At 68.9% G+C, this 21,262-nt stretch carries 16 protein-coding genes, 6 tRNA genes, 1 pseudogene and 1 riboswitch; of the genes and pseudogenes, 10 read left to right on the top strand and 13 right to left on the bottom strand.

Annotated features, from left to right (window positions below; translation table 11 throughout):
* Positions 1–210: 210 nt before the first annotated feature.
* Positions 211–1,065, bottom strand: a complete 855-nt coding sequence (locus ETD86_RS38905; RefSeq protein WP_138671650.1) for an endonuclease/exonuclease/phosphatase family protein — start codon at positions 1,063–1,065, stop codon at positions 211–213.
* A gap of 281 nt (positions 1,066–1,346) precedes the next feature.
* Here ETD86_RS38905 and ETD86_RS38910 point away from each other — a divergent pair, with 281 nt between their 5' ends.
* The 3 genes from ETD86_RS38910 to ETD86_RS38920 all read left to right on the top strand — a co-directional run bounded on the left by ETD86_RS38910 (position 1,347) and on the right by ETD86_RS38920 (position 4,784).
* Positions 1,347–2,741: an RICIN domain-containing protein gene (locus ETD86_RS38910; protein ID WP_246148898.1), complete on the top strand. Its 1,395-nt coding sequence runs from the start codon at positions 1,347–1,349 to the stop codon at positions 2,739–2,741.
* A gap of 168 nt (positions 2,742–2,909) precedes the next feature.
* Positions 2,910–4,079, top strand: a complete 1,170-nt coding sequence (locus ETD86_RS38915; RefSeq protein ID WP_170223490.1) for an indoleamine 2,3-dioxygenase — start codon at positions 2,910–2,912, stop codon at positions 4,077–4,079.
* Between the two features lie 171 nt (positions 4,080–4,250).
* Positions 4,251–4,784, top strand: a complete 534-nt coding sequence (locus tag ETD86_RS38920; protein ID WP_138671653.1) for a pyridoxamine 5'-phosphate oxidase family protein — start codon at positions 4,251–4,253, stop codon at positions 4,782–4,784.
* A gap of 57 nt (positions 4,785–4,841) precedes the next feature.
* Here the strand turns inward: ETD86_RS38920 and ETD86_RS38925 are convergent.
* The 9 genes from ETD86_RS38925 to ETD86_RS38965 all read right to left on the bottom strand — a co-directional run bounded on the left by ETD86_RS38925 (position 4,842) and on the right by ETD86_RS38965 (position 14,286).
* Positions 4,842–4,929 (bottom strand) — tRNA-Leu (locus ETD86_RS38925).
* Between the two features lie 303 nt (positions 4,930–5,232).
* Positions 5,233–5,307 (bottom strand) — tRNA-Pro (locus ETD86_RS38930).
* 230 nt (positions 5,308–5,537) lie between these two features.
* Positions 5,538–6,566: a mechanosensitive ion channel family protein gene (locus ETD86_RS38935; RefSeq protein ID WP_246148900.1), complete on the bottom strand. Its 1,029-nt coding sequence runs from the start codon at positions 6,564–6,566 to the stop codon at positions 5,538–5,540.
* 57 nt (positions 6,567–6,623) lie between these two features.
* Positions 6,624–7,640 (bottom strand): ribonucleotide-diphosphate reductase subunit beta, encoded by a 1,017-nt coding sequence (locus tag ETD86_RS38940; protein WP_246148902.1) that lies wholly within the window; start codon positions 7,638–7,640, stop codon positions 6,624–6,626.
* 133 nt (positions 7,641–7,773) lie between these two features.
* Positions 7,774–9,996 (bottom strand): ribonucleoside-diphosphate reductase subunit alpha, encoded by a 2,223-nt coding sequence (locus tag ETD86_RS38945; RefSeq protein ID WP_211370590.1) that lies wholly within the window; start codon positions 9,994–9,996, stop codon positions 7,774–7,776.
* 87 nt (positions 9,997–10,083) lie between these two features.
* Positions 10,084–10,279: riboswitch (cobalamin riboswitch) on the bottom strand.
* Between the two features lie 4 nt (positions 10,280–10,283).
* Positions 10,284–11,231: a Bug family tripartite tricarboxylate transporter substrate binding protein gene (locus ETD86_RS38950; protein ID WP_138671656.1), complete on the bottom strand. Its 948-nt coding sequence runs from the start codon at positions 11,229–11,231 to the stop codon at positions 10,284–10,286.
* Positions 11,232–11,349: 118 nt separating this feature from the next.
* Positions 11,350–12,117 carry an SAM-dependent methyltransferase gene (locus tag ETD86_RS38955; RefSeq protein ID WP_246148905.1) on the bottom strand — a complete coding sequence of 256 codons (768 nt, stop codon included), beginning with the start codon at positions 12,115–12,117 and terminating at the stop codon, positions 11,350–11,352.
* Positions 12,118–12,176: 59 nt separating this feature from the next.
* The gene (glmS, locus tag ETD86_RS38960) at positions 12,177–13,997 is read right to left on the bottom strand and encodes a glutamine--fructose-6-phosphate transaminase (isomerizing) (protein WP_138671657.1); all 1,821 of its coding nucleotides are present in this window, start codon (positions 13,995–13,997) and stop codon (positions 12,177–12,179) included.
* Positions 13,998–14,010: 13 nt separating this feature from the next.
* Complete coding sequence (locus tag ETD86_RS38965; protein WP_246148908.1) at positions 14,011–14,286, bottom strand: hypothetical protein; 276 nt, start codon at positions 14,284–14,286, stop codon at positions 14,011–14,013.
* Between the two features lie 172 nt (positions 14,287–14,458).
* On the opposite strand from ETD86_RS38965, the gene ETD86_RS58630 reads away from it, so the two are divergent.
* From ETD86_RS58630 to ETD86_RS39000, 6 genes are all read left to right on the top strand, one after another.
* Positions 14,459–16,597, top strand: coding sequence for an N-acetylmuramoyl-L-alanine amidase (locus ETD86_RS58630; protein WP_246148910.1), 2,139 nt, complete (start codon positions 14,459–14,461; stop codon positions 16,595–16,597).
* A gap of 90 nt (positions 16,598–16,687) precedes the next feature.
* A tRNA-Gly gene (locus ETD86_RS38980) sits at positions 16,688–16,759 on the top strand.
* A 15-nt stretch (positions 16,760–16,774) separates the two neighbouring features.
* A tRNA-Cys gene (locus ETD86_RS38985) sits at positions 16,775–16,845 on the top strand.
* A 49-nt stretch (positions 16,846–16,894) separates the two neighbouring features.
* Positions 16,895–16,966: transfer RNA gene (locus ETD86_RS38990), tRNA-Gly, on the top strand.
* Positions 16,967–16,985: 19 nt separating this feature from the next.
* A tRNA-Val gene (locus ETD86_RS38995) sits at positions 16,986–17,060 on the top strand.
* 407 nt (positions 17,061–17,467) lie between these two features.
* Positions 17,468–17,953 (top strand): MarR family winged helix-turn-helix transcriptional regulator, encoded by a 486-nt coding sequence (locus ETD86_RS39000; RefSeq protein WP_138671659.1) that lies wholly within the window; start codon positions 17,468–17,470, stop codon positions 17,951–17,953.
* Between the two features lie 167 nt (positions 17,954–18,120).
* On the opposite strand, the gene ETD86_RS39005 is transcribed toward ETD86_RS39000, so the two are convergent.
* The 3 genes and pseudogenes from ETD86_RS39005 to ETD86_RS39015 form a co-directional block, all read right to left on the bottom strand.
* Entirely contained in the window at positions 18,121–18,765 is a 645-nt protein-coding gene (locus tag ETD86_RS39005) for a nitroreductase (protein WP_211370591.1), read from the bottom strand.
* Between the two features lie 177 nt (positions 18,766–18,942).
* A pseudogene (locus ETD86_RS39010) lies at positions 18,943–19,428 on the bottom strand (TetR/AcrR family transcriptional regulator); the annotation flags it as partial.
* A 302-nt stretch (positions 19,429–19,730) separates the two neighbouring features.
* Positions 19,731–20,111, bottom strand: a complete 381-nt coding sequence (locus ETD86_RS39015) for a VOC family protein (protein WP_138671662.1) — start codon at positions 20,109–20,111, stop codon at positions 19,731–19,733.
* Positions 20,112–20,308: 197 nt separating this feature from the next.
* On the opposite strand from ETD86_RS39015, the gene ETD86_RS39020 reads away from it, so the two are divergent.
* Complete coding sequence (locus ETD86_RS39020) at positions 20,309–21,154, top strand: mechanosensitive ion channel family protein (RefSeq protein ID WP_170223491.1); 846 nt, start codon at positions 20,309–20,311, stop codon at positions 21,152–21,154.
* Positions 21,155–21,262 lie beyond the last annotated feature (108 nt).

Here is a 21,262-nt window from a genome sequence, read left to right on the forward strand (position 1 = left end):
CCGCCGCTACCTGGCCCTGCTGCTGTCCAGCCTGCGGGCGCCGGCCGACGGGTTGCCCGCCCCCTCCGACGCCCACCTGATCCCGGACACGGACGCCGGCCGCAGCCCCCGGCGGTAAGGGGACGGCGGCCAGATCCTGACGGCACCCGGGCGACGGTACACGGCGAAGGACCGCGTTCATCCCCGGCCTAAAACTGCAGCGCCTGGATTTCAGCCGCGGCGGCCGACCAAGAGGTCCACGAAGAGCGGCAGGTGGTCCGAGGCATCGCTCTGGACGACGGCGGCCGACTGGACTCGGACGTCGGCCGAGGTGAACACGTAGTCGATGCGCGCGTTCGAGCCCGTCGCCGGGTACGTGTAGCCGTCGCCCGTGCCCGCCCCAGGCCAGGCGTCGGTCAGCGTCTCGGACAGGGCACGGATCTCCGGCGCGTCGGGGCGGGCGTTGAGGTCCCCGGTGAGCACCACCGGCTCCTCTCGCGCGGCGACCAGCGGCTGGATGGCGCGTACCTGCTCCAGACGCTCACCCGCGTTGTTGTGCTGAAGGTGGGTGTTGAACACCTGCACGCGCACGCCGCGCACCTGAACCAGGGCCCGCAGCAAGCCGCGCTGCTCATGGCCGTCGTAGCGCGGCAGCAGGGTGTTGTCCCAGTCGAGGATGGGGTACCGGGACAGGATCGCGGTGCCGTACTGGCGGCGCGGCGCGCCGGCGGTCAGCGGGTCGAGGTCGAGGTTGGCGCCGTAGACCACGTGCATGTGCAGCCGCTCGGCCAGCCAGGACGCCTGGTCGGCGAACTCGCTCCGCTCCGACCAGTGCCGGTCGACCTCTTGCAGGCCGACGACGTCGGCCTCGCCCGTGCGGATCACATCGGCGACCCGCTGCAGGTCAAGCTTGTCATCCCCGCCCTGGGCGTGGTGGATGTTGAAGGTCGCGACCCTGATGGGGCGGTCGGGCACGTCCGCGGCGCCGGCGTTCGCCGTGGTGGCGGCGCTCGTGATCACGAGTACGGCGAGCGCGGCGATTCCGGCAGCACGGCGGGCCAACTGGACAAGGCGTGAGGGGAACATGCCGAGATCATCGCGGCCGGCCGTGACGTCCGAGTGACGCATCGGTGACGGCGTGGCGCCCAATGCATGACCGACGCCATGGGCTGCGTCGGTCCTGCTGCGGTCTGACAGGAGCGCTTGACGGCCGCAGTGTCCGCGTTGACACTGGCTCACAGTCCCTCTTGACCGGCTTGCACCGCCGCAGTAGCGGCCGAATGTTAGCGCTAACAGGAAGAGGCACCCCCGATGAAGACGTTCGTCCCCGGTCCCTTACAGCCCGGCCGCCGTTTCAGGGCACCGTCGTGGCACTGGTCGCGGTGTGCCATTCGCTCGTGGCCGCAGGCCCGGCGACCGCCGCGACCATCGACACCAACGCTTCCTACGTGCTGGTCAACCGGCACAGCGGCAAGGCCATGGACGTCTACGACTTCGCCACCTCCGACGGCGCCCCCATCGTCCAGTGGGCCCGCAACGACGGCGCCTGGCAGCAGTGGCAGTTCGCCGACTCCGGCGGCGGCTACTACCGCCTGCGCTCGCGCCACAGCGGCAAGGTCCTCGACGTCGCCAACCGCTCCACCGCCGACGGTGCGAACATCGTCCAGTGGAGCGACCTCAACGGCGCCAACCAGCAGTTCCGCGTGATCGACACCGACAACGGCTTCGTCAAGCTGATCAACCGCAACAGCGGCAAGGCCCTGGAGGTGTGGGAGTGGTCCACCGCCGACGGCGGCCGCCTGTCCCAGTACATCGACCTCAACGGGGCCAACCAGCAGTGGCAGCTCCTCAAGCTGGGCGACCCCACCACGCCGCCGCCCGCCTACCCGAACCCGGGGTACGTCACCGGCGACGTCAACGTCCACGACCCCGAGGTGACCAAGACGCCCAGCGGCGGCTACCTGCTGGCCCACACCGGTGACGGCATCCCGCTCAAGACCTCGACCGACCGAACGGCCTGGCGCAACGCGGGGTCGGCGTTCCCCGGCGGCGTCCCGTGGGCGCACCCGTACACCGCCGGCAGCAACACCCTGTGGGCACCGGACATCACCTACCTCAACGGCCGGTACTACATGTACTACTCCGCCTCCACCTTCGGCTCCAACCATTCGGCGATCTTCCTGGCCACCAGCACGACCGGGGCGTCCGGGTCGTGGTCCAACCAGGGCCTGGTCATCGAGTCGCGCAGTTCGGACAACTTCAACGCGATCGACCCCAACCTCGTCATCGACACGCAGGGCCGCTGGTGGCTCGACTTCGGCTCGTTCTGGTCGGGCATCAAGATGGTCCAGCTCGACCCGTCCACCGGCAAGCGACTGGACACCACCGTCCGCAGCGTCGCCGGCCGGGGCGGCGGCGCCATCGAGGCCCCGTTCATCCACCGGCACGGCCAGTACTACTACATGCTGGTCTCCTTCGATCTGTGCTGCCGAGGAGCCGACAGCACCTACCGCGTCATGGTCGGCCGCTCCACCTCGGTCACCGGCCCGTACGTGGACCGCAACGGGGTGGCGCTGACCGCCGGCGGCGGCACGCAACTGCTCGCCGGCCACGGCGACATCCGCGGCCCCGGCCACCAGGCGGTCCTCGCCGACACCGACGGCGACATCCTCTTCTACCACTGGTACGCGGGCGACGGCTCGTCCCGTCTCGGCATCAACAAGATCGGCTACGATGCGGCCGGCTGGCCCTTCGTCTACTGACATACCACCCGACACCGCCGACAGGTGGGTGGCGGCCATCGCGACGGCCGCCACCACGGCGCTCAGTTCCGGACCGCACTTCTCCTGGCGGCGGGGGTGGCACGAGGGACGGCTGCCGGTGTTCCGGGTTTTCGGGAATCATCGAACGGAGCAGGAGGAGGAAGTCCAGTGATCCCTGAGACGACCCACACACGCGCCCTCAGCCCGCGGGTCGCCTCGTTAGGCGAGTACGCCATCGACGCGCACCGCGGATTCGTGCCCGCCGAAGACCCGGTGGACGCGCTGCCGGCCGCCTACAACCCCTGGGAGCAGGTCGGGCGGAACATCACAGCCCTGATCATGACAGGACGCATCCGTCCCGCGATCGAGTCGATGCCCGAGCTCACACCCGACCGGCTGGAGTCCTGCGGAGAGCAGGAACGAGCCATGCTCTTGCTCTGCTGCCTCGCGAACGCGTACGTGTGGGGCGCCGACGCACCCGCGCGCAGCCTCCCGGCCCCGGTGGCACGCCCTCTGCATGACCTCGCCCACCGGCTCGACCGGGCGCCGATCATCGCCCACGCCTCACTCGTCCTGAACAACTGGCGGCGCATCGACGCGACAGAGCCGCTGAGCATGTCCAACATCGACACGCAGCTGACATTCCTCGGCGGCGTGGACGAGAAGTGGTTCTACCTCGCAACCGTTGGCGTCGAACTGGCCGGAGCCGGCGGACTGCCCCTCCTCGTACAGGCCCAGCACGCCGCGGCCGCCGAGGACCACACCCGGCTCATCGAGGCACTACTCGGCATCCGGAAGATCCTCGCCGGCGTCGTCGACGCGTTACTCGCCATCGAACGCTGGTGCGACCCCCACGTCTTCTACCACCGCATCAGGCCGTTCCTCATGGGCTGGTCCGCACCGGGGCTGCGGTTCGAAGGCGTGGACCGCGAGCCTCTGGTGCTGGCCGGGGGCAGCGCCGCACAAAGCACCCTCATCCAGGCCTTCGACGCCGGACTCGACATCCATCACCGCGACGAGCTGACCACCGGTTTCCTGACCGGCATGCGCGCGTACATGCCCCGGCCGCACCGCCGCTTCCTCGAGGATCTGGAAGCCGGCCCTTCGATCCACGACCACGTCGCCCGCCACCGCAACACCCGCCCCGAACTGGCCGACGCCTACAACGCGGCCGTGGACGGCCTGGCCCGGCTCAGGGGCCAGCACATCGGCATGACCGGGCGCTACATCACACGCTTCGAGCACGGCGAGAAGGCCGCCAAAGGGACCGGCGGCAGTGACTTCATCGGCTTCCTGAAGAGGTCACGCGAGGAGACCACCGAACGGCTACTGCCATAGCGGCGTACGTCGCCGGCGAAGACCACCAGGTCGCTGACCCGGTCTTCGAACGCGGCTCAAGACGGATGAAGAAAGAGGACACAGGGTGTCGGGTTTTGGGTCGAGCATGGCTTCATCGGTCCGCGTCGACGGCAGACGTGGACCGGGCCCTGCGGACAGATAAGGACCTCAATGCGCGAAACGCCAGATGACCTCAAAGAGCTCCAGGCCCTCCTCGACGCCTCCCTCCCCCGCTCCACCTCGCACCTCCGCTCGATCATCAACACCGAGCGCACACTGACCGCAGAGCAGCTCACCCAGGTCCTCACGGGCATGTGCACCCTCGCTCTGTCCACCGTGACAGCGAAGGGCGAGCCGCGGATCAGCGGTGTGGACGGGCACTTCCTGCACGGGAAGTGGCACTTCGGCACGGCGCCCGGCGCCGCCAAGGCCCGCCATCTCGCTGCCCGGCCCGCCGCCAGCGCCGCGCACCTGCGCGGTGATGATCTGGGCGTGTTCACGCACGGCAAGGTCGAGATCCTCAATCCCCAAGGCGGCGCGCCGGCCGCGGACTGGCCGGACCTGCTCGCGTACTTCAAGGGCTTCTACGGCGACGACTCCTTCGACTGGGACAACGACGTGGTCTATTACCGGCTGCATCCGAACTGGATGACCGTCTACGCACCCGATATCGCGAAGCTGCTCCCCCCGCCGCACGGGTCATGATCGGCGGTTGTGTGCCGTCCAGGGATTCGGACCCTGAACCTCCGTCTGGGTCGTGCGTGCGCTCGGGGGGAGTCGAACCCCCACGCTCCTTGCGGAGCACCGGCTCCTGGGGCCGGCGCGTCTACCGAAGTTCCGCCACAAGCGCTTGTATCGGCCTAAGCCGACCGTTCTGATGTCCCCTACGTCTCCGTCAGCATGTGGCAGTTGGCGCACAGGATCCGCAGGTTCTCCACCACGTTGTTCATCCAGTCTCCGTCGATGCCTCGAACTCCTCGGGACGCTTCGCGGTGCCCTTGGACCCCCTGCCCCCTGTCTGTGGGGTTGGAGCGGCTGGGCCCCGGGCGTAGCTGGCGTGGGCGTGGCCCGGGGCGAGGGCGTGGTCCGGCCGGGGGGCGCCATTCCCGTCGGCCAGGCCGTAGCCCGCGGCCCTTTCCTTTCAGGGCCGTTGTCCGAGTGGCAGGATTCGAACCTGCGGTGCTCCTGCGCCCAAAGCAGGCGGGCTGCCAAACTGCCCCACACTCGGTCATGAGGTTATGAGTTTGTGAATGGAAGAAGCCGCCTCGGATATGGTCGAGGCGGCTTCCCGGTAAATCCTTGGGGATTATCCGGAAAGCCTCTGCGGCAGCTCAGGGAGGGTCGCGAGCGGTCGTGTGATGCTCAGGTCGCGCACTTCGCCGCCTTCCTCGTCGGAGTCTTCGGAGTTCTTCGTACGGTCTCTACGGTAAACCTGTGATCGGCACGCGTGCCACGTATTTATTTTTCCAGGACCATGCCGACGCGGGTTTCCGGCGTTTCGACGCGGAAGCGCGGCAGGGATTCCGGGAAGTTGACCCTGACGTAGTCGACCAGGAATTCGCGTACGTCGCACTTGAGGTCCCAGGAGGACGGCGAGTCGGCGGCGCTCATGAGGGCGCGCAGCTCGACCAGCCCGTTGGGCAGCACGTCGGTGACCTGGAGCGTCCAGTCCTTCTGGTCCCACAGCGGGTTGTCCTGCAGGAACTCGTACAGGGCTTCACGTAGCTTCTTCACCGGCACCGACCAGTCCACCCTCAGGAAGACCACGGCGAGCACGCGGCTGCCGTGGCGGGTCCAGTTCTCGAACGGGGTCTGGGTGAAGTAGCTGACCGGCAGCACGAGCCGCCGCTCGTCCCACAGACGCACCACGACGTACGTGAGCGTGAGCTCCTCGATCCTGCCCCATTCGTCCTCGACGACGACCACGTCGTCGAGGCGCAGTGCGTCGCTGAAGGCGAGTTGCAGCCCGGCGAGCACGTTGCCGATGGTGGGCTGGGCGGCGATGCCGACGATGGCGCCCGCGATGCCGGCCGAGGCGAGCAGGCCGGCGCCGAGGGCGCGTACCTGCGGGAAGGAGAAGAGCATCGCGCCGACCGCGAGCACGATGATGATCGCGGCGGCGATGCGGCGGACGAGCGCGATCTGGGTCATGATCCGCCGTGCCCGGCGGTTGCGCTCGCCCTCGACCTGCACCAGGCGGTCCAGGACGATGTCCGTCAGCGCGTACGTGGCCTGCACGATCAGCCAGGTGACCGCGGCGATCGAGATGAGGCCGAGCACCCGCTCGACCGTGCTCGCGAGGGCCCGCTCGGACGGCGAGTCGCCGAACATGTCGGGCCCGAACACCAGGTTGAACGCCAGCACGGCGGCCACCACGAACGCGGGCCACGTGCAGTGCTCCACCAGATGCCTGGCAAGCGCGAACTTTCGCCCGATTCTGTTCAGCACCCGGCGGACCGCCTCGACCAGGATGATCGCCCCGATCACCGAGATTACAAGAATCGGCCAGTCCGACGGAGACTGCACGCCTATGCCCCCTTTGTCTTAGAACGTCTCGTCAAAGGTCACATTGCCCTCAACCGCCACTTGGTAAGCAGAGACACGCCGTTCGAAAAAGTTGGCCAGTTCCTGGACGTCCTGCAACTCCATGAACGCGAAGGGGTTGGCCGAGCCGTACCGGCGGGGCAGGCCCAGCCGGGCCAGGCGCTGGTCGGCGACGTACTCGAGGTATTGGCGCATCTGGTCAACGCTCATGCCGGGCATGCCGGCACCGCACAGGTCCGCGGCGAAGGCCAGCTCGGCGGCCACGGCCTCCTCCAGCATAGCGGTGACCTGCTTGCTCAGCTCGTCGTCGAACAGCGACGGCTCCTCGGCCCGGACGGTGTCCACCACGCTGAAGGCGAACTCCATGTGCATGGACTCGTCGCGGAAGACCCAGTTCGTGCCGGTGGCCAGGCCGCCGAGGAGACCTCGGGAGCGGAACCAGTACACGTAGGCGAAGGCGCCGTAGAAGAACAGGCCCTCGATGCAGGCGGCGAAGCAGATGAGGTTGAGGAGGAAGGCGCGGCGCTGCTCCTCGGTCTCCAGCCTGTCCACTCCGTTGATCGAGTCGATCCACTTGAAGCAGAACTCCGCTTTGTCGCGGATCGAGGGGATGTGCTCGATGGCGGCGAACGCCTTCACCCGTTCGTCGAGGTCGGGAAGGTAGGTGTCGAGCAGGGTCAGGTAGAACTGCACGTGGACGGCCTCTTCGAACAACTGCCTGCTGAGATAGAGGCGCGCTTCGGGGGCGTTGACGTGCTGGTAGAGGTTGAGCACCAGGTTGTTGGCCACGATGGAGTCGCCGGTGGCGAAGAACGCGACGAGGCGGTTGATGAGGTGCCGCTCCTGCGGCGTCATCTTCGCCAGGTCGGCGAGGTCGGTGTGCAGGTCCACCTCCTCGACCGTCCACGTGTTCCGGATGGCGGCGCGGTAGCGCTCGTAGAAGTCCGGATAGCGCATCGGGCGGAGGGTGAGGTCCATTCCGGGGTCGAGCAGCAACGTCTCTCCTCTGTGGTGCACAGCAGTCTTTTACGGCAGGCCGGCTCACCCGCACGCGCCGTCGCCGGTGTCCGCCTGTCCTGGCCGGTCGTGAAGGCTCACGGGGTGCGCGCCGTTACGAGCGCATCGTGGGCCGCGTTCTTCGGTGAAGCGGTCACTGGCAGGCTTCGCAGACCTCGGGATTCTCCAGCGAGCACGCGACGGCCTCCGCCGGGGACGCGGACACGGGCTCGAACGCGGGCGCGGACGCGGGCTCGGACGCGGCCACCGTGGTCTGCGCGATGCGGGTGGCGGGGCGCGAGCGCAGGTAATAGGTGGTCTTCAGGCCCTTTTTCCAGGCGTAGGCGTACATCGAGGAGAGCTTGCCGATCGTGGGGCTGGCCATGAAGAGGTTGAGCGACTGCGACTGGTCGATGTACGGCTGCCGCGCCGCGGCCAGGTCGATGAGCGCCTTCTGCGGCAGCTCCCAGGCGGTCCGGTAGAGCGCCTTGAGACCGTCGGGGATGCCCGGGACGTCCTGGATCGAGCCGTCGGCACGCTTGATCGCGTCACGCATCTGCTGCGTCCACAGCCCGCGCGTCTGCAGGTCGGCCACCAGGTAGCGGTTGACCTGGAGGAACTCGCCGGACAGGGTCTCGCGCTTGAACACGTTGGACACCTGCGGCTCGATGCACTCGTAGCAGCCGGCGATGGAGGCGATCGTGGCGGTCGGCGCGATGGCGATCATGAGGGAGTTACGCAGGCCGGTGAGCGCGATCTTCTGACGCAGCGCGTCCCACGAGCCCGTGCTGGGCACGTAGTGGTCCGGGTGCAGGACTCCCCCGGCCGCCCGGGTGTCGGCGTACGACGGGTGCCGGCCGCGCTCGGCGGCCAGGTCGGCCGAGGTGTCGTACGCGGCCAGTGCGATCTCCTCGGCGATCCGCGTGGACAGCGCCAGCGCCCGCGGCGAGTCGAACGGCAAGCGCAGCGCGAAGAACACGTCGGCCAGGCCCATGACGCCGAGCCCGATCGGCCGCCAGCGCTTGTTGGCCGCCTCGGCCTCGGGCGTCGGGTAGAAGCCCAGGTCGATGGTGCGGTCCAGGAAGCGCACGGCGGTGCGGACGGTGCTGTGCAGGCGCTCCCAGTCCATGTCGTCGCCGGCGAGGTCCCCAGTGAGGTGCCCGGTGAGGTGGGCGGCCAGGTTGATCGAGCCGAGGTTGCACACGGCAGTCTCGGCGTCGCTGGTGACCTCGAGGATCTCGGTGCACAGGTTGGACAGGTGGATGACGTTCTCGGGGCGGGCGGTCTGGTTGGAGGTGCGGTTGGCGGCGTCCTTGAACGTCATCCAGCCGTTGCCGGTCTGGGCGAGAGTTCGCATCATGCGGCCATACAAGGTGCGGGCCGGGAGTTGCCGGATAAAGCGTCCGGCGGCCTCATAGGCGCGGTACGCGGCCGTGAACGCCTCGCCGTACAGATCCGTGAGGTCGGGCACCTCCTTCGGGTCGAAGAGCGACCAGACCTCATCCGCCTCCACCCGGCGCATGAACTCGTCGGGCACCCAGTTCGCCAGGTTGAGGTTGTGCGTGCGGCGCGCGTCCTCGCCGGTGTTGTCGCGCAGCTCCAGGAACTCCTCGATGTCGGCGTGCCAGGTCTCCAGGTAGACGCACGCCGCGCCCTTGCGCCGGCCGCCCTGGTTGACCGCCGAGACCGAGGAGTCGAGGGTGCGCAGCCACGGGACGATGCCGTTGGAGTGGCCGTTCGTGCCGCGGATCAGGGAGCCGCGCGAGCGCACCCGGGTCCAGGAGATGCCGATGCCGCCCGCGTACTTCGACAGCCGCGCCACCTGGCCGTACCTGTCGTAGATCGCCTCCAGCTCGTCGCGCGGCGAGTCGAGCAGGAAGCACGACGACAGCTGCGGCCGGCGCGCGCCCGCGTTGAACAGCGTGGGCGAGCTGGGCAGGTAGGACAGCGTGGACATCAGCGCGTACAGCTGGGCGGCCTCCTCGACCGTCTCCGACAGCCCGCAGGCCACGCGCAGGAAGAAGTGTTGCGGCCGCTCCAGCACGGCTCGCGTCTCGGGGTGGCGCAGCAGGTAGCGGTCGTAGACGGTGCGTAGCCCGAAGTACTCGAACCGGCCGTCGGCCTCCTCCGCGACCAGCGCGTCCAGCTCGGCGGCGTGCGCGGCGACGAACGCGGCCAGCCCGTCCTGGATCAGCCCGGCCGCGTGCGTGGCGGCGATGGACTCGGAGAACGACCGCACCCCGTGGCCGGCCGCCTCGTCGGCGATCTCCTCGGCCAGCAGCCGGGCGGCGACCCGGGAGTTGGCCGGGTCGGTGATCACCCGTGCCGCGGCCTCCTCGATGGCCAGCCGGCGGTCGATCTCAATGACCTGCGTCATGTGCTCTCTCCTCGCGAGCTCATCCCCGTGAGGGCGCGCGAGAGCACGGCGGATCCCCGTCGCCCCGCGGCCCTCCCTCGAGGCCATGGACACTGCACCGCGCTGGCAGGTCTTCGGGCTCGCGGGCGCGCTCAACAGCTCCTACTGGCCGTCGCTTCCCAGATCGCTCCAGTGCTCATGACGGCGGTCGTTCCCGCTCACCGCTGCGGGGCAGCCCCGGAATCGCACCGGGTTCCCTTTTGCTCCGCCTCCGGGGAGGCGAACCAGCGACGACCAGGATCCTACATCTAGTGGCCGTTCCCGCAACTACCCCAGCATGTTGTGGCCTTGGTGGCGTCCACCAAGCCGAGATCCCGCAGGACGGCCCGGGTGCGCTCCACCTCGGAGCCGAGCCATCGGGCGAAGTCGTCGCCGCTGAGCGGGATCGAGATCCAGCCGCTCGCCCGGCAGGCGGCCAGCCAGCCGGGCGAGCCGGTCACGTCCTCGCACATGCGGATGGCCGACTCGCGGCTCTCGTCCGGCATGTCGTCGGGTCCGAAGGCGGCCGTCCAGTCGGCGAAGTCCACGCGCACGCCGGACTCCAGCAACGTCGGCACGTCGAAGTCGGGCAGCCGGACGGCGGAGGAGACGGCCAGCGCCCGCACCCGGCCCTTGGCGATGCTCTCGCGCCAGTCCGCGAGCAGGCCCGCGGCGGCGGCGGCCTTGCCGGACAGCAGCGCCACCACGGCCTCCTGGCTGCTGGGGTAGCCGGTGTAGTCGACCTGCCTGGTGTCCGCGCCCAGCCCCTTGGCGATCAGGCCGAACAGCAGGTGGTCGGGAGCCCCCTGCGGGCCGCCCGCCAGCAGCGTCTGCCCTGGCCGGGTGAGCAGGTGGGCGCCGAAGTCGGCGAAGTCCTTGAACCGGGAGTTCGCGGGCACGACCACGACCTCCACGTCACCGGCGAGCCTGGACAGCGGGGTGGCGGAGTCGAGCAACGTCTGGCCGTTGTTCAGCTCGGCGGCGGCCAGGGCCGGCAGGCCGGTCAGGGTGACCTTCGTGCCGGTGCCGGTCTGGTACCCGGTGGCGCGGGCCGCGCTGACGAACGCCTGGCCGATCGGGTTCCAGCGGCGGCCGCCCGGGTTGATCACGAACCTGGCCCGCAAGCCCGTCGCGCCGCCCGTGACATGCTGGGTCCCGCAACCGGCCGCACACGCGGCCAGGCCCAGCCCCCATGCGAAGAACCGCCGACGGCGCATATGCCTCTCTCCTTCGCGTTTCTCCTTACCCTAAGTTATTCACCCATTACAGAGAGATGCACACTTACGTGTTCAGATCACACAGAAGACGGATGTCGAAATATGGCGATTTATTCGCTCAAAGGGGCGACTTTTTCGCTACGCCCGCCATAAGGGACGACGGCAGCGACCAGTCGCCCACCAGCTTGGGCCTATCGGGACGCCAGTCGACGGCTTGCACCAGCCCCGGCGGTTCCAGGACGAAGTCGCCGAAGAACGTGCGGATCTCGGCAGGCGTACGATCGCTGCCGCCGCTCGCCGAGGAGCCCTGATGACCCCGCTCCCGCGTGGTGGCGTGAGTGATCACCAGAAAGCTGCCCGGCGCCAACCGCTCACGCAGTGCGGCCACCGCCCGGTGCGGGAGCGCGGAGTCGGGCAGGAAGTGCAGGATCGACACCATCAGCACCCCGACCGGCTCGGCCAGGTCGAGGAACCGCCCGGCCTGGGCCAACACGTCATCGGGATCCAGCAGGTCGGCCTCGACCACGACGGCCCCGCCCGGATCCGAGCTCCGTCGAGCTCCGTCGAGCAGGGCTCTGGCGTGCGCGGCGACGACCGGATCGTGGTCGACGTAGACGACCTGGGCCTCGGGTGCGACCTCGTGCGCGCTGCCCTGGGTCGGCAGCCCGCTGCCCAGGTCGAGGAACTGGCGTACACCGGCGGCGGCCACGTACCGAACGGCACGCTGGAGGAAGGCCCGGTTGGCGCGGGCCAGCGGGACCGCCTCCGGGATCAGCTCCGCGAGCTGCTCGATGGCAAGGCGGTCGACCGCGTAGTTGGCCTTCCCGCCGAGCATGTAGTCGTACATGCGTGCGGGATTGGGCCGCTGGTGGTCGAACTGCCGCACGTATTGAATTTATGCCGTTCGAAGCGGAATAACGAGGTTTGAGGCTGAATTGGGGCCGATTACTCGACCGTTACGCTCTTTGCAAGATTGCGTGGCTTGTCCACATCGCGGTCGAGCGCGACAGCCGCGTGGTAAGCCAGCAGCTGGAGCGGGATCGTGAGCAGGATGGGGTCGAGCTCGATCTCGTTCTTGGGGATCACGATCACGTCGTCGGCCAGCTTCGCCTCGGGCTCGCGGTGCCCGACCATGAGGACCCGGCCGCCACGGGCGCGGATCTCCCCGAGCGTGGTGAGGTTCTTGTCGAGCAGCTCGTCGTCGGGGACGATCGCGACCGTCGGCATGTCCGGGCCGATCAGAGCGAGCGGGCCGTGCTTGAGCTCGCTGGCCGGGTACGCCTCGGCGTGCACGTACGAGATCTCCTTGAGCTTCTGCGCGCCTTCCCTGGCCACCGGGTAGCCGCGTACGCGGCCGACGAACATCATGCTCGCGTGCGTCGCGTACTTCTGGGCCAGCTCGGCGATCTTGTCGCTCTGCGTGAGGATCTCCTCGATCTGCCCCGGCAGCCGGCGCAGGCCCTCCACGATGCGCCGCCCGTCGGCCGGCGACAGGTCGCGCACCCGGCCCAGGTGCAGGGCGAGCAGCGCGAACGCCACCGCGGTCGAGCTGAACGCCTTGGTCGAGGCGACGGAGACCTCCGGACCCGCGTGCAGGTAGATGCCGCCGTCCACCTCTCGGGCGATGGCGCTGCCCACGGCGTTGACGATGCCGATGACCCGGCCGCCCTTGCGCTTGAGCTCCTGGACCGCGGCGAGCGTGTCGTACGTCTCCCCCGACTGGCTGATCGCGACGTAGAGCGTGTCGGGGTCGACGACCGGGTTGCGGTAGCGGAACTCGCTGGCCGGCTCGGCGTCGGACGGGATGCGCGCCAGCTCCTCGATGAGCTGCGCGCCGATCTGCCCCGAGTAGTACGCGGACCCGCAGCCGATGATCTTGACCCGGCGGAAGCCGCGCGTCTCGCGGGCGTCCATGTTGAGCCCGCCGAGGTGCGCGACGTGGAAACGTTCGTCGAGGCGGCCGCTCATGGTGCGGGTGATCGTCTCGGGCTGCTCGGAGATCTCCTTGAGCAGGTAGTGCTCGTAGCCGCCGGTGTCGTAGTGGCCGGCGTCCCAGTCGACGGTCAGCGGCTCCTTGGCGGTCTCGCGGGCGTCGCTGGCGAAGGTGTGGAAGCCGTCGGCCTTGAGCACGGCCAGCTCGCCGTCCTCCAGGTGCACGACCTGGCGGGTGTAGCGGACCAGGGCGGCCACGTCGGAGGCGGCGAACATCTCCTTCTCGCCGATACCGAGCACGATCGGGCTGCCATTGCGCGCCACGACCACCTCGCCGGGCCGCTCGGCGTCGATGACCGCGATGCCGTACGTGCCGACCACGCTCTTGAGGGTCTTCCTGACCGCCTCCTCGAGGGTGTCGTTCTCGTCGGCGGCGTGGGCGATCATGTGCGCGAGCACTTCGGTGTCGGTCTCCGAGGCGAACTCGACGCCATCGGCGATCAACTTGGCGCGCAGCTCGCCGGCGTTCTCGATGATGCCGTTGTGCACGACCGCGATGCGCTGGTCGGCGGACAGGTGCGGGTGGGCGTTCTCGTCGCTGGGCACGCCGTGCGTGGCCCATCGTGTGTGCCCGATGCCGAGGCCGCCCTTGAACCGCGCGGGCACGACCTTGGCCAGGTCGGCCACCCTGCCCTTACATTTGCGGACTTTCAACCCCTTGTTGGAGACCACGATCCCCGCCGAGTCGTAGCCTCGATACTCAAGCCGCTGCATACCCTCCAACAGGATGGGCGCGGCGTCCTTGGGGCCTACGTAGGCCACGATTCCGCACATCGAGGTCTCCTCTTTATCCGTAAACGATTCTGCGAAGCTGCCGGAGCGACAGTTCTGGCGCGGCCACGCGGCGGCCGCGTAATTCGGCGGCGATCCTGGGGAAGATCTCGTCGTTGGTGTGGCCGCGGGACTTCAGCTCGCCGTGGCGGCGGCGGACGTACTCCTCGGCGGATTCGGAGAAGTACGCCAGCACATCGGCGACCACCCGGGCGGCCTCTCCTGGGCCGAGCGCGCTCGTCCTGGTGAGGTGGGCGATGAGATCTTCGTACGGATGTCGTGCCGTGGACACAGAGGAGGACATTACGCATCTGGAACGAGACACGCCAACATCCTGCCCGATATCGGGCAGGATAAGCGGGCCCCTCTAACCCCATCCGTATCACCGGACCCGTCTGACACATCCCTTTCTGGGAACAGTTACGGTGAGTAGTCATGCCGTGACGTTCTACGGGGGAGATGTCATGCATATCTGGCTCGCCGCCATCCTTGCCGCCGGTGCGCTCACCGCGCCTGGGGAGGATCTCGCCGCCGGGCGGCAGCACGATTTCGCCGCCGCCGCGCGCGAATTCGGGGTGCCGGTGAGCGTGCTGCTGGGGGTCGCGTACCTGGGGTCCCGCTGGGACGCGCACGGCGGGCGGCCGAGCACCGCCGGCGGGTACGGGCCGATGCACCTGGTGGACACGGTCCCGGCCGCTTCCGTGATCGGCGACGCGCTGGGGGACGCGCGCGGGGACGACGCCCGGCCGATGCCGCGCCGGGACACCGTTCCCCTGGCCTCGGCGCTGCGGACCTCCCAGGCACCGCAGCGCACGACACTGCCCGAGGCGGGGCGACTGGTCGGCGTCGAGCCCGAGCGGTTGCGGAGCGACCCGGCCGCGAACATCCGCGCCGGCGCCGCCCTGCTCGCCTCCTACCAGGGGCGTCCCAGCGCCGATCCAGCCGACTGGTACGGCGCGATCGCCCGGTACTCGGGGGCCGCGGACCCGGTCGCGGCGCGGGAGTTCGCCGACGAGGTGTACGCGGTGGTCAGGGAGGGAATGGAGCGCCGTACCGACGACGGGCACCTGGTGCGGCTGGATCCCGTACCGGGCCTGCGCCCTCGGCTGACCGGCACGGACGGGCACGACCCCGCCGAGCGGGACACCACCGGCACGGAGATGAAGTCCGCGGGGGACGGCGACGACAGCCGGCAGGCGGAGAGCGACGCCCAGGCCGACGACGACACGCAGACCTTCGACGACACCCAGACCTTCGACGGCGCGCAGACCTTCGACGACATGCACGCCTTCGACGCCGGCGAGGACTCCGGGGCCGGCGAAGTCAGCACCGACGTCGAACCGCCGGTCCCGAACGGTCCTCTGTCCCAAGGCTGGACCGCCGAACAGGCGGGACCGCCGGTGCAGCGCGCGGCCAAGGCCGAGTGCCCCTCCTCGCTGGCCTGCGAATGGATGCCCGCCGCCTTCAAACGCTTCGGCAAGAAGAAGAACAAGGACTACGGCAACCACGACCGCATGTTCCGCGCCCGCTCCGTCGACTACATCGTCATCCACGACACGGAGGGCACCTACCAGGGCATCCCCTCCATGATCGGCAACCCTAAGTACGTGAGCTGGCACTACACGATCCGCTCCCGGGACGGACATGTCGCCCAGCACGTTTCGACGAAGGACATCGCCTGGCACGCGGGCAACTGGGACGTCAACACCCGTTCGATCGGCATCGAGCACGAGGGCTACCTGGCGAAGGGAGGGACCTGGTACACGGAGGCGATGTACCGGGCGTCCGCCAAGCTCGTCCGGTATCTGGCCGACAAGTACGACATCCCGCTCAACCGCGCCCACATCCTGGGCCACGACAACGTCCCCGGCACCACCCCGAAGACCGTCGCCGGCATGCACGAGGACCCCGGCCCGTACTGGGACTGGGCCCACTACTTCGACCTGCTGAACAGGCCGTTGAGGGCGGTCAAGGGCGGCGACTCCGTCATGATCCGCCCGGCTTACGACACGAACCGCCCCCGCTTCACCGGCTGCCTCACCACCAAGGCCGGCAAGAACTGCCCGCCGCACGGCGCCGCCACCGTGTGGCTGCACACGGCCCCGAGCGCGACCGCCCCGCTGGTCTCCGACATCGGCAAGCACGGAAGCAAGCCGAGCTCGTACAGCGTGTACGACCATGCCGCGCGTGCCTCGACGGGCCAGCGTTTCGCCGTCGCGGAGCGGCGGGGCGACTGGACGGCCATCTGGTACCTGGGCCAGAAGGCGTGGTTCCACAACCCGGCCTCGAACCCCACCGCCGTCCCCGCCAACGGCCCGCTGGCCACTCCGCTGAAGCCCGGCACCAAAGTGTACGGCCGCGCCTATCCCGAGAAATCCGCCTACTCGCGGGCGGGGTATCAGCCCTTGACCCCGCTCCAGTACAAGATCGCCCCGGGGCAGACGTACACGGTGGGTGACACGATCACCGGCTCCTACTACGCCGCGGGCGCGTTCCACCCGTCCAAGCACGTCACGACCACCGGCAAGACCCGCTATTACCAGATCCAGCTGGGCCACCGGGTGATGTTCGTCATGACCAAGGACGTCCGCCTGATCCCCTGAATTTCGGCCCCGGACCTTCGAGTGCGCACAGGCACTCCACGGAGACGATATGGTTTTCCCGTGGCCTGGCGCACGTCGTCCGGGGTTCACGCGGAAGTGGCTCAGTGGTAGAGCATCACCTTGCCAAGGTGAGGGTCGCGGGTTCGAATCCCGTCTTCCGCTCGGAGCGAGACTCCTGGTGGAGTGGCCGAGAGGCGAGGCAGCGGCCTGCAAAGCCGTCTACACGGGTTCAAATCCCGTCTCCACCTCGGTGACGGCGGACCCTCCAGGATCCGCTAAAGTTAAGTGCAACGCCACGCGGAAGTGGCTCAGTGGTAGAGCATCACCTTGCCAAGGTGAGGGTCGCGGGTTCGAATCCCGTCTTCCGCTCTGAGTGCTAACTCAATACGGACGATTAGCTCAGCGGGAGAGCGCTTCCCTGACACGGAAGAGGTCACTGGTTCAATCCCAGTATCGTCCACCAGACTCCATCGCAGATCAGGTCCGACCTGGTCATACAGGAGACAAAGCCCCAGCTCACGGCACATACCGGGAGCCTGGGGCTTCTTGTTGTTCCGGGTTGATCACGGCTGTTGTCTGCGCGTGCTGATGTTGTGCTGACCCCTGATCGGTCGATCCGGCCGGAAGCCGCTCGACCGCCTCCCTCTTGCCGTTCAAGCTCGCGCGTGCAAGCGGCGGGAAGACCCTGCCCTACGAAGGACCGTAGCAGCGGGCGCCGTAGACGCCCACGGGCGAGCAAGCTGCCGCCTCCCCGATCCAGGTCGCCACCGTGACCGTCAGGGCGGTTTCTTAGCCGCTTCTCAGCCGCCCGGCGCATAAAATTTCAAATGATACCGTTTCAGACGAGAGAACTGTTGGTAATTTGGTCTCATGAGCGCCGACGTTCCTCAGAGAACCACCTCCTCACGTGCGACCGATCGCCCCGGGGATGTCTCGCCCTTCGCTCTCGGCCTCCTACTGCGCCGCGCGCACTGGCGTGCCGCCGCGGTGACGGCGGAGGCGCTTCGGCCGCTCGGCATCGAGTTGCGGCATTTCGCCGTGCTGATCGTGCTGGTCGACCGCGGGCCCACGGTGCAGCGGGACTTGGCGGCGGCGACGGGGACGGACAAGGCCGGAATCATGCGGGTCGTGGACGATCTGGAGCGTAAGGGGCTGGCCGTACGCAAGAGCGTTCCGGGGGACCGGCGGGTGCGAGCGGTGGAGATCACGCCTCAGGGCGTCGAGCTCTTCGACGCGGCCCATGTGGCGGCGGAGCCGGTGGCCGAGCGCCTGGTTGCCGAGCTAGGGCCTGGCGAGCCCGAGCAACTCGCGGATCTGCTGACCCGGTTCGCCTATCCCGCGGGCGGTGAGGCGTAAGCGCCCACGCGCGCCGGTCGCCTGCCGCGGGTGGGCGCGCTCCGTCTCCTGCGGCATAGCGTCCAGACCGCAGGCGGTGCGCCACGGCGGGAACTACTGCGGCCGTCGCAGACTGCGGCCGTCGCAGGCTGCGGCCGTCGCAGGCTGCGCGGGCCTCCTCCAGTGACTTAACGTTCGACGAACGTGACCGTCTCGTCGAGCGGCGCCCGGGCCGCACGGGCGTCACTCACCGTGACGTCCTCGAATCCGATCGACATGCCACAGAAGAGGATGAGCTCCTCCGGGGGCGAAAGGATCTCCGCCACGGTCTTGCGATAGACCGACCACGCCATCTGCGTGCAACTGTGCAGCCCTTCGGCGCGGAGCAGCAGCATGACGGTCTGCAGATACATGCCGACGTCGGCCCATTGCGGCAGGCCCATGTCGCGGTCGATGTAGCAGAACAGGGCGGCGGGCGCGCCATAACAGTCCCAGTTCGCGGCAGCGGCCCTCTGGCGCGCCTCCACGTCCTCGCGCGCAATACCGAGTGAGCCGTAGTGCTGCTCGCCGAAGGCGGATCGGCGCTCGCGGTACGGGGACTTCAGTGTGGGCGGGTACATCTCGTACTCGCGCTCGTCCCAGGGGTCGCGTGCGGCCACGCGCACGCGAGCGCGCTTCTTGAGCTCGGCCAGCGGCCCACCGGTCAGCACGTAGACGTGCCAGGGCTGGAGGTTCGATCCGGACGGCGCCCAAGCCGCGGCGGACAGCACGCGTTCCAGCACCTCTCTCGGGACATGCTGGTTGGTGAATCCGCGCACCGCGCGTCGGCTCATGACCGCCTCATAAACGTCCACGATCGCCTACCTCCCCGCTGCTCAACGTGCCTAACTCCGCCACAATCCAGGGCTGTATCATTCGCAATAGTATCGTTCAATACTATCCGCAGGGAGCTCCTGACCCCCCGCACGTCGTGAGGAAGGCGGCTCGTACGGGAATGCCGTTCCGTGAGGTCAGGGCAGCAGGGCGTACCGCAGCTGGGCCGATAGCCAGGTAGTGAAGGTGTCCTGCGGCCAGCCGCGCTGGGACACCAGGGCGGCGTAGTGCGCAGGGTCGTTGTAGAACCACACGACATCGACGGCGTGGTCGGCATCGAGAGGGAGCGGCCCCAGCGTCTCCATGCGGTCGATCACCATGCGGGCTCCGGCGCGCCGGTTGCTGACCATGACGTCCCACAGGTCGGCCACGTCGGGGTCCGCGGCGGCGCGACGGACAGTTTCGAAGACCTGAGCGGCGCGCGCGCCGATGAGAGTGACGGCCGCGGCGTAGGCGTCCAGGACGGCCTCCTGCGCGGTGGCCTGCAGCACCGGCTGGAACCAGGGGCGCTGAGCCACCGGGACGGGCTCGTCGTCGCCGGCCAGCGCCTGGTCGACCACCTGTTTGAGCAGGGCGGCCTTGGAGCCGAAGGCGGCGAAGACGGTGGGGCGGGCCACGCCGGCGGCCCGTGCGACGACCCGACATCAGCCCCTACCAGGGACCGGGTCCAGGAAAGCCAGAACACGTTCCGGCGGCCCGGCGCACGCCCTCGTCGTTGAGTGCCACGCCACCGCACCCCGATGACCACATGAAACAGCCGAATCACCGGCTCCAGCCGAGCGCCAGTTCGTGTGACAGTGGAAAGGCCGCCACGGGCGGCGGCTACACGCTGTTTCGCGCAATTCGCCACCGTCGCATCCGACCTCCTCCACCTCGAGCAGGCCGCGGCCGCGCACCTCAAGGCCGCGCGGGGCGACGCCTGATCTCACGGCCAGGTGTTGGCCTCGGCCTCGAAGGCCGCTCTGTCGCCCGCCACGGGCAACACGCACAGCAGGTGACCGCCGGGGGCGCGCAGGACGCGGCACTCCAGCCACCGCGAAACCTGGGTCGCGCCGAGTGCCAGCAGGCGCGCCGTCTCGGCCTCCACGTCGTCGGTCTCGATGTCGAGGTGGAAGCGGGGCGCGTCGTCGACCGCCTGGACGGCCGTGACGAGGCCGGGGATGGCCTGGTGCAGCGAGATGAACTGCCCCTCGCCCTGGACGGGGCGGGCGGTGGCCCCGAGCGCCGCCGCCCAGAAGGCCGCCGCCCGGCTTGCCTCGGGCGCGGGTGTGTCGATGAGGAGGGCATGGACCCGGCTACGGTGCACGGAGGATCACCCTAGCGAAGCGCCCGCACGGCCCGAAGGCGGCCCGTGCCGCCCGCCATTGCATGGCCTTTGCGACCTGCGTGCCAGAGCGCGGCGAAATGTCGCCCAGCGCGAAGTTTTGGTGTCGCTGCGTGCATACACCGTTTCGGTACGGGTAGCGCCGTGGCATTGACTCCTCGGAGGAGGAAACCGTGGACATCAACATAGGCCAGGGCCTTACGGAAGCCTGGCGGCAAATAGCGACGTTCGTTCCCAGGCTGGTCGCGTTCCTGGTGATTCTCGTCATCGGGTGGATCGTGGCCAAGGCGCTGGAGAAGGTCGTCGACAAGATCCTGGAACGGGTCGGATTCGACCGGGCGGTGGAGCGCAGCGGTGTGCGCCGCTGGCTGGAGCGCAGCAAGTACGACGCCAGCAGCCTGCTGGCGAGGATCGTCTTCTACGCGATCATCCTGATCACCCTGCAGATAGCGTTCAGCGTCTTCGGGCCGAACCCGATCTCGGCGCTGCTGACCGGCGTGGTGGCGTGGCTGCCCAGGGCACTCGTCGCCATCGTGATCATCGTGGTCGCCGGGGCCATCGCCAAGGGTGTCAGCGACATCCTGAGCGGGATGCTCGGCGGGCTGTCGTACGGCCGCTGGCTGGCGACCGCCGCAGCGGTGTTCATCTGGGCGCTGGGCATCATCGCGGCGCTCAACCAGATCGGCGTGGCCACCACGGTCACGACTCCGGTGCTGATCACCGTGCTCGCCACCGTCGGGGCGATCGCGGCCATCGGCGTCGGCGGCGGCCTCGTCCGGCCGATGCAGCAGCGCTGGGAGCGCTGGCTGGGCCGGATCGAGCAGGAGGCGCCGCAGGCCAGGGCGCACGCGGAGGCGTACCAGCGCGGGCGCCAGGACGCCGCGGCGATGACCGAGGAGACGGCGCCCATCCGCACCACTCCTGGGGCTCCGTCCCGGCCGGACATGCCGCCGACGTCGGGCACGCCGCGCTCGGACATGCCGCCGACCTCGGGTCCGCCCCGCTCCGACATGCCTCCCGGCTGACCTGCCGCCAGGCCATGTCATCCGGCGGCTTCACCCGTCCGGACATGCCGCCCCGGCGGACCCACCCGCCGGCCCGCCCACTCGGCTTACCTCCGGGCCGAGCAGGGC

It is taken from the genome of Nonomuraea turkmeniaca (assembly GCF_005889735.1).
GTDB lineage: Bacteria > Actinomycetota > Actinomycetes > Streptosporangiales > Streptosporangiaceae > Nonomuraea > Nonomuraea turkmeniaca.

Coding starts and splice junctions, on each gene's coding strand:
- ETD86_RS38905 (WP_138671650.1), bottom strand. CDS start 1,065: ATGTTCCCCTCACGCCTTGTCCAGTTGGCCCGCCGTGCTGCCGGAATC.
- ETD86_RS38920 (WP_138671653.1), top strand. CDS start 4,251: ATGCGCGAAACGCCAGATGACCTCAAAGAGCTCCAGGCCCTCCTCGAC.
- ETD86_RS38945 (WP_211370590.1), bottom strand. CDS start 9,996: ATGACGCAGGTCATTGAGATCGACCGCCGGCTGGCCATCGAGGAGGCC.
- ETD86_RS38950 (WP_138671656.1), bottom strand. CDS start 11,231: ATGCGCCGTCGGCGGTTCTTCGCATGGGGGCTGGGCCTGGCCGCGTGT.
- glmS (WP_138671657.1), bottom strand. CDS start 13,997: ATGTGCGGAATCGTGGCCTACGTAGGCCCCAAGGACGCCGCGCCCATC.
- ETD86_RS58630 (WP_246148910.1), top strand. CDS start 14,459: ATGCATATCTGGCTCGCCGCCATCCTTGCCGCCGGTGCGCTCACCGCG.
- ETD86_RS39000 (WP_138671659.1), top strand. CDS start 17,468: ATGAGCGCCGACGTTCCTCAGAGAACCACCTCCTCACGTGCGACCGAT.
- ETD86_RS39005 (WP_211370591.1), bottom strand. CDS start 18,765: ATGAGCCGACGCGCGGTGCGCGGATTCACCAACCAGCATGTCCCGAGA.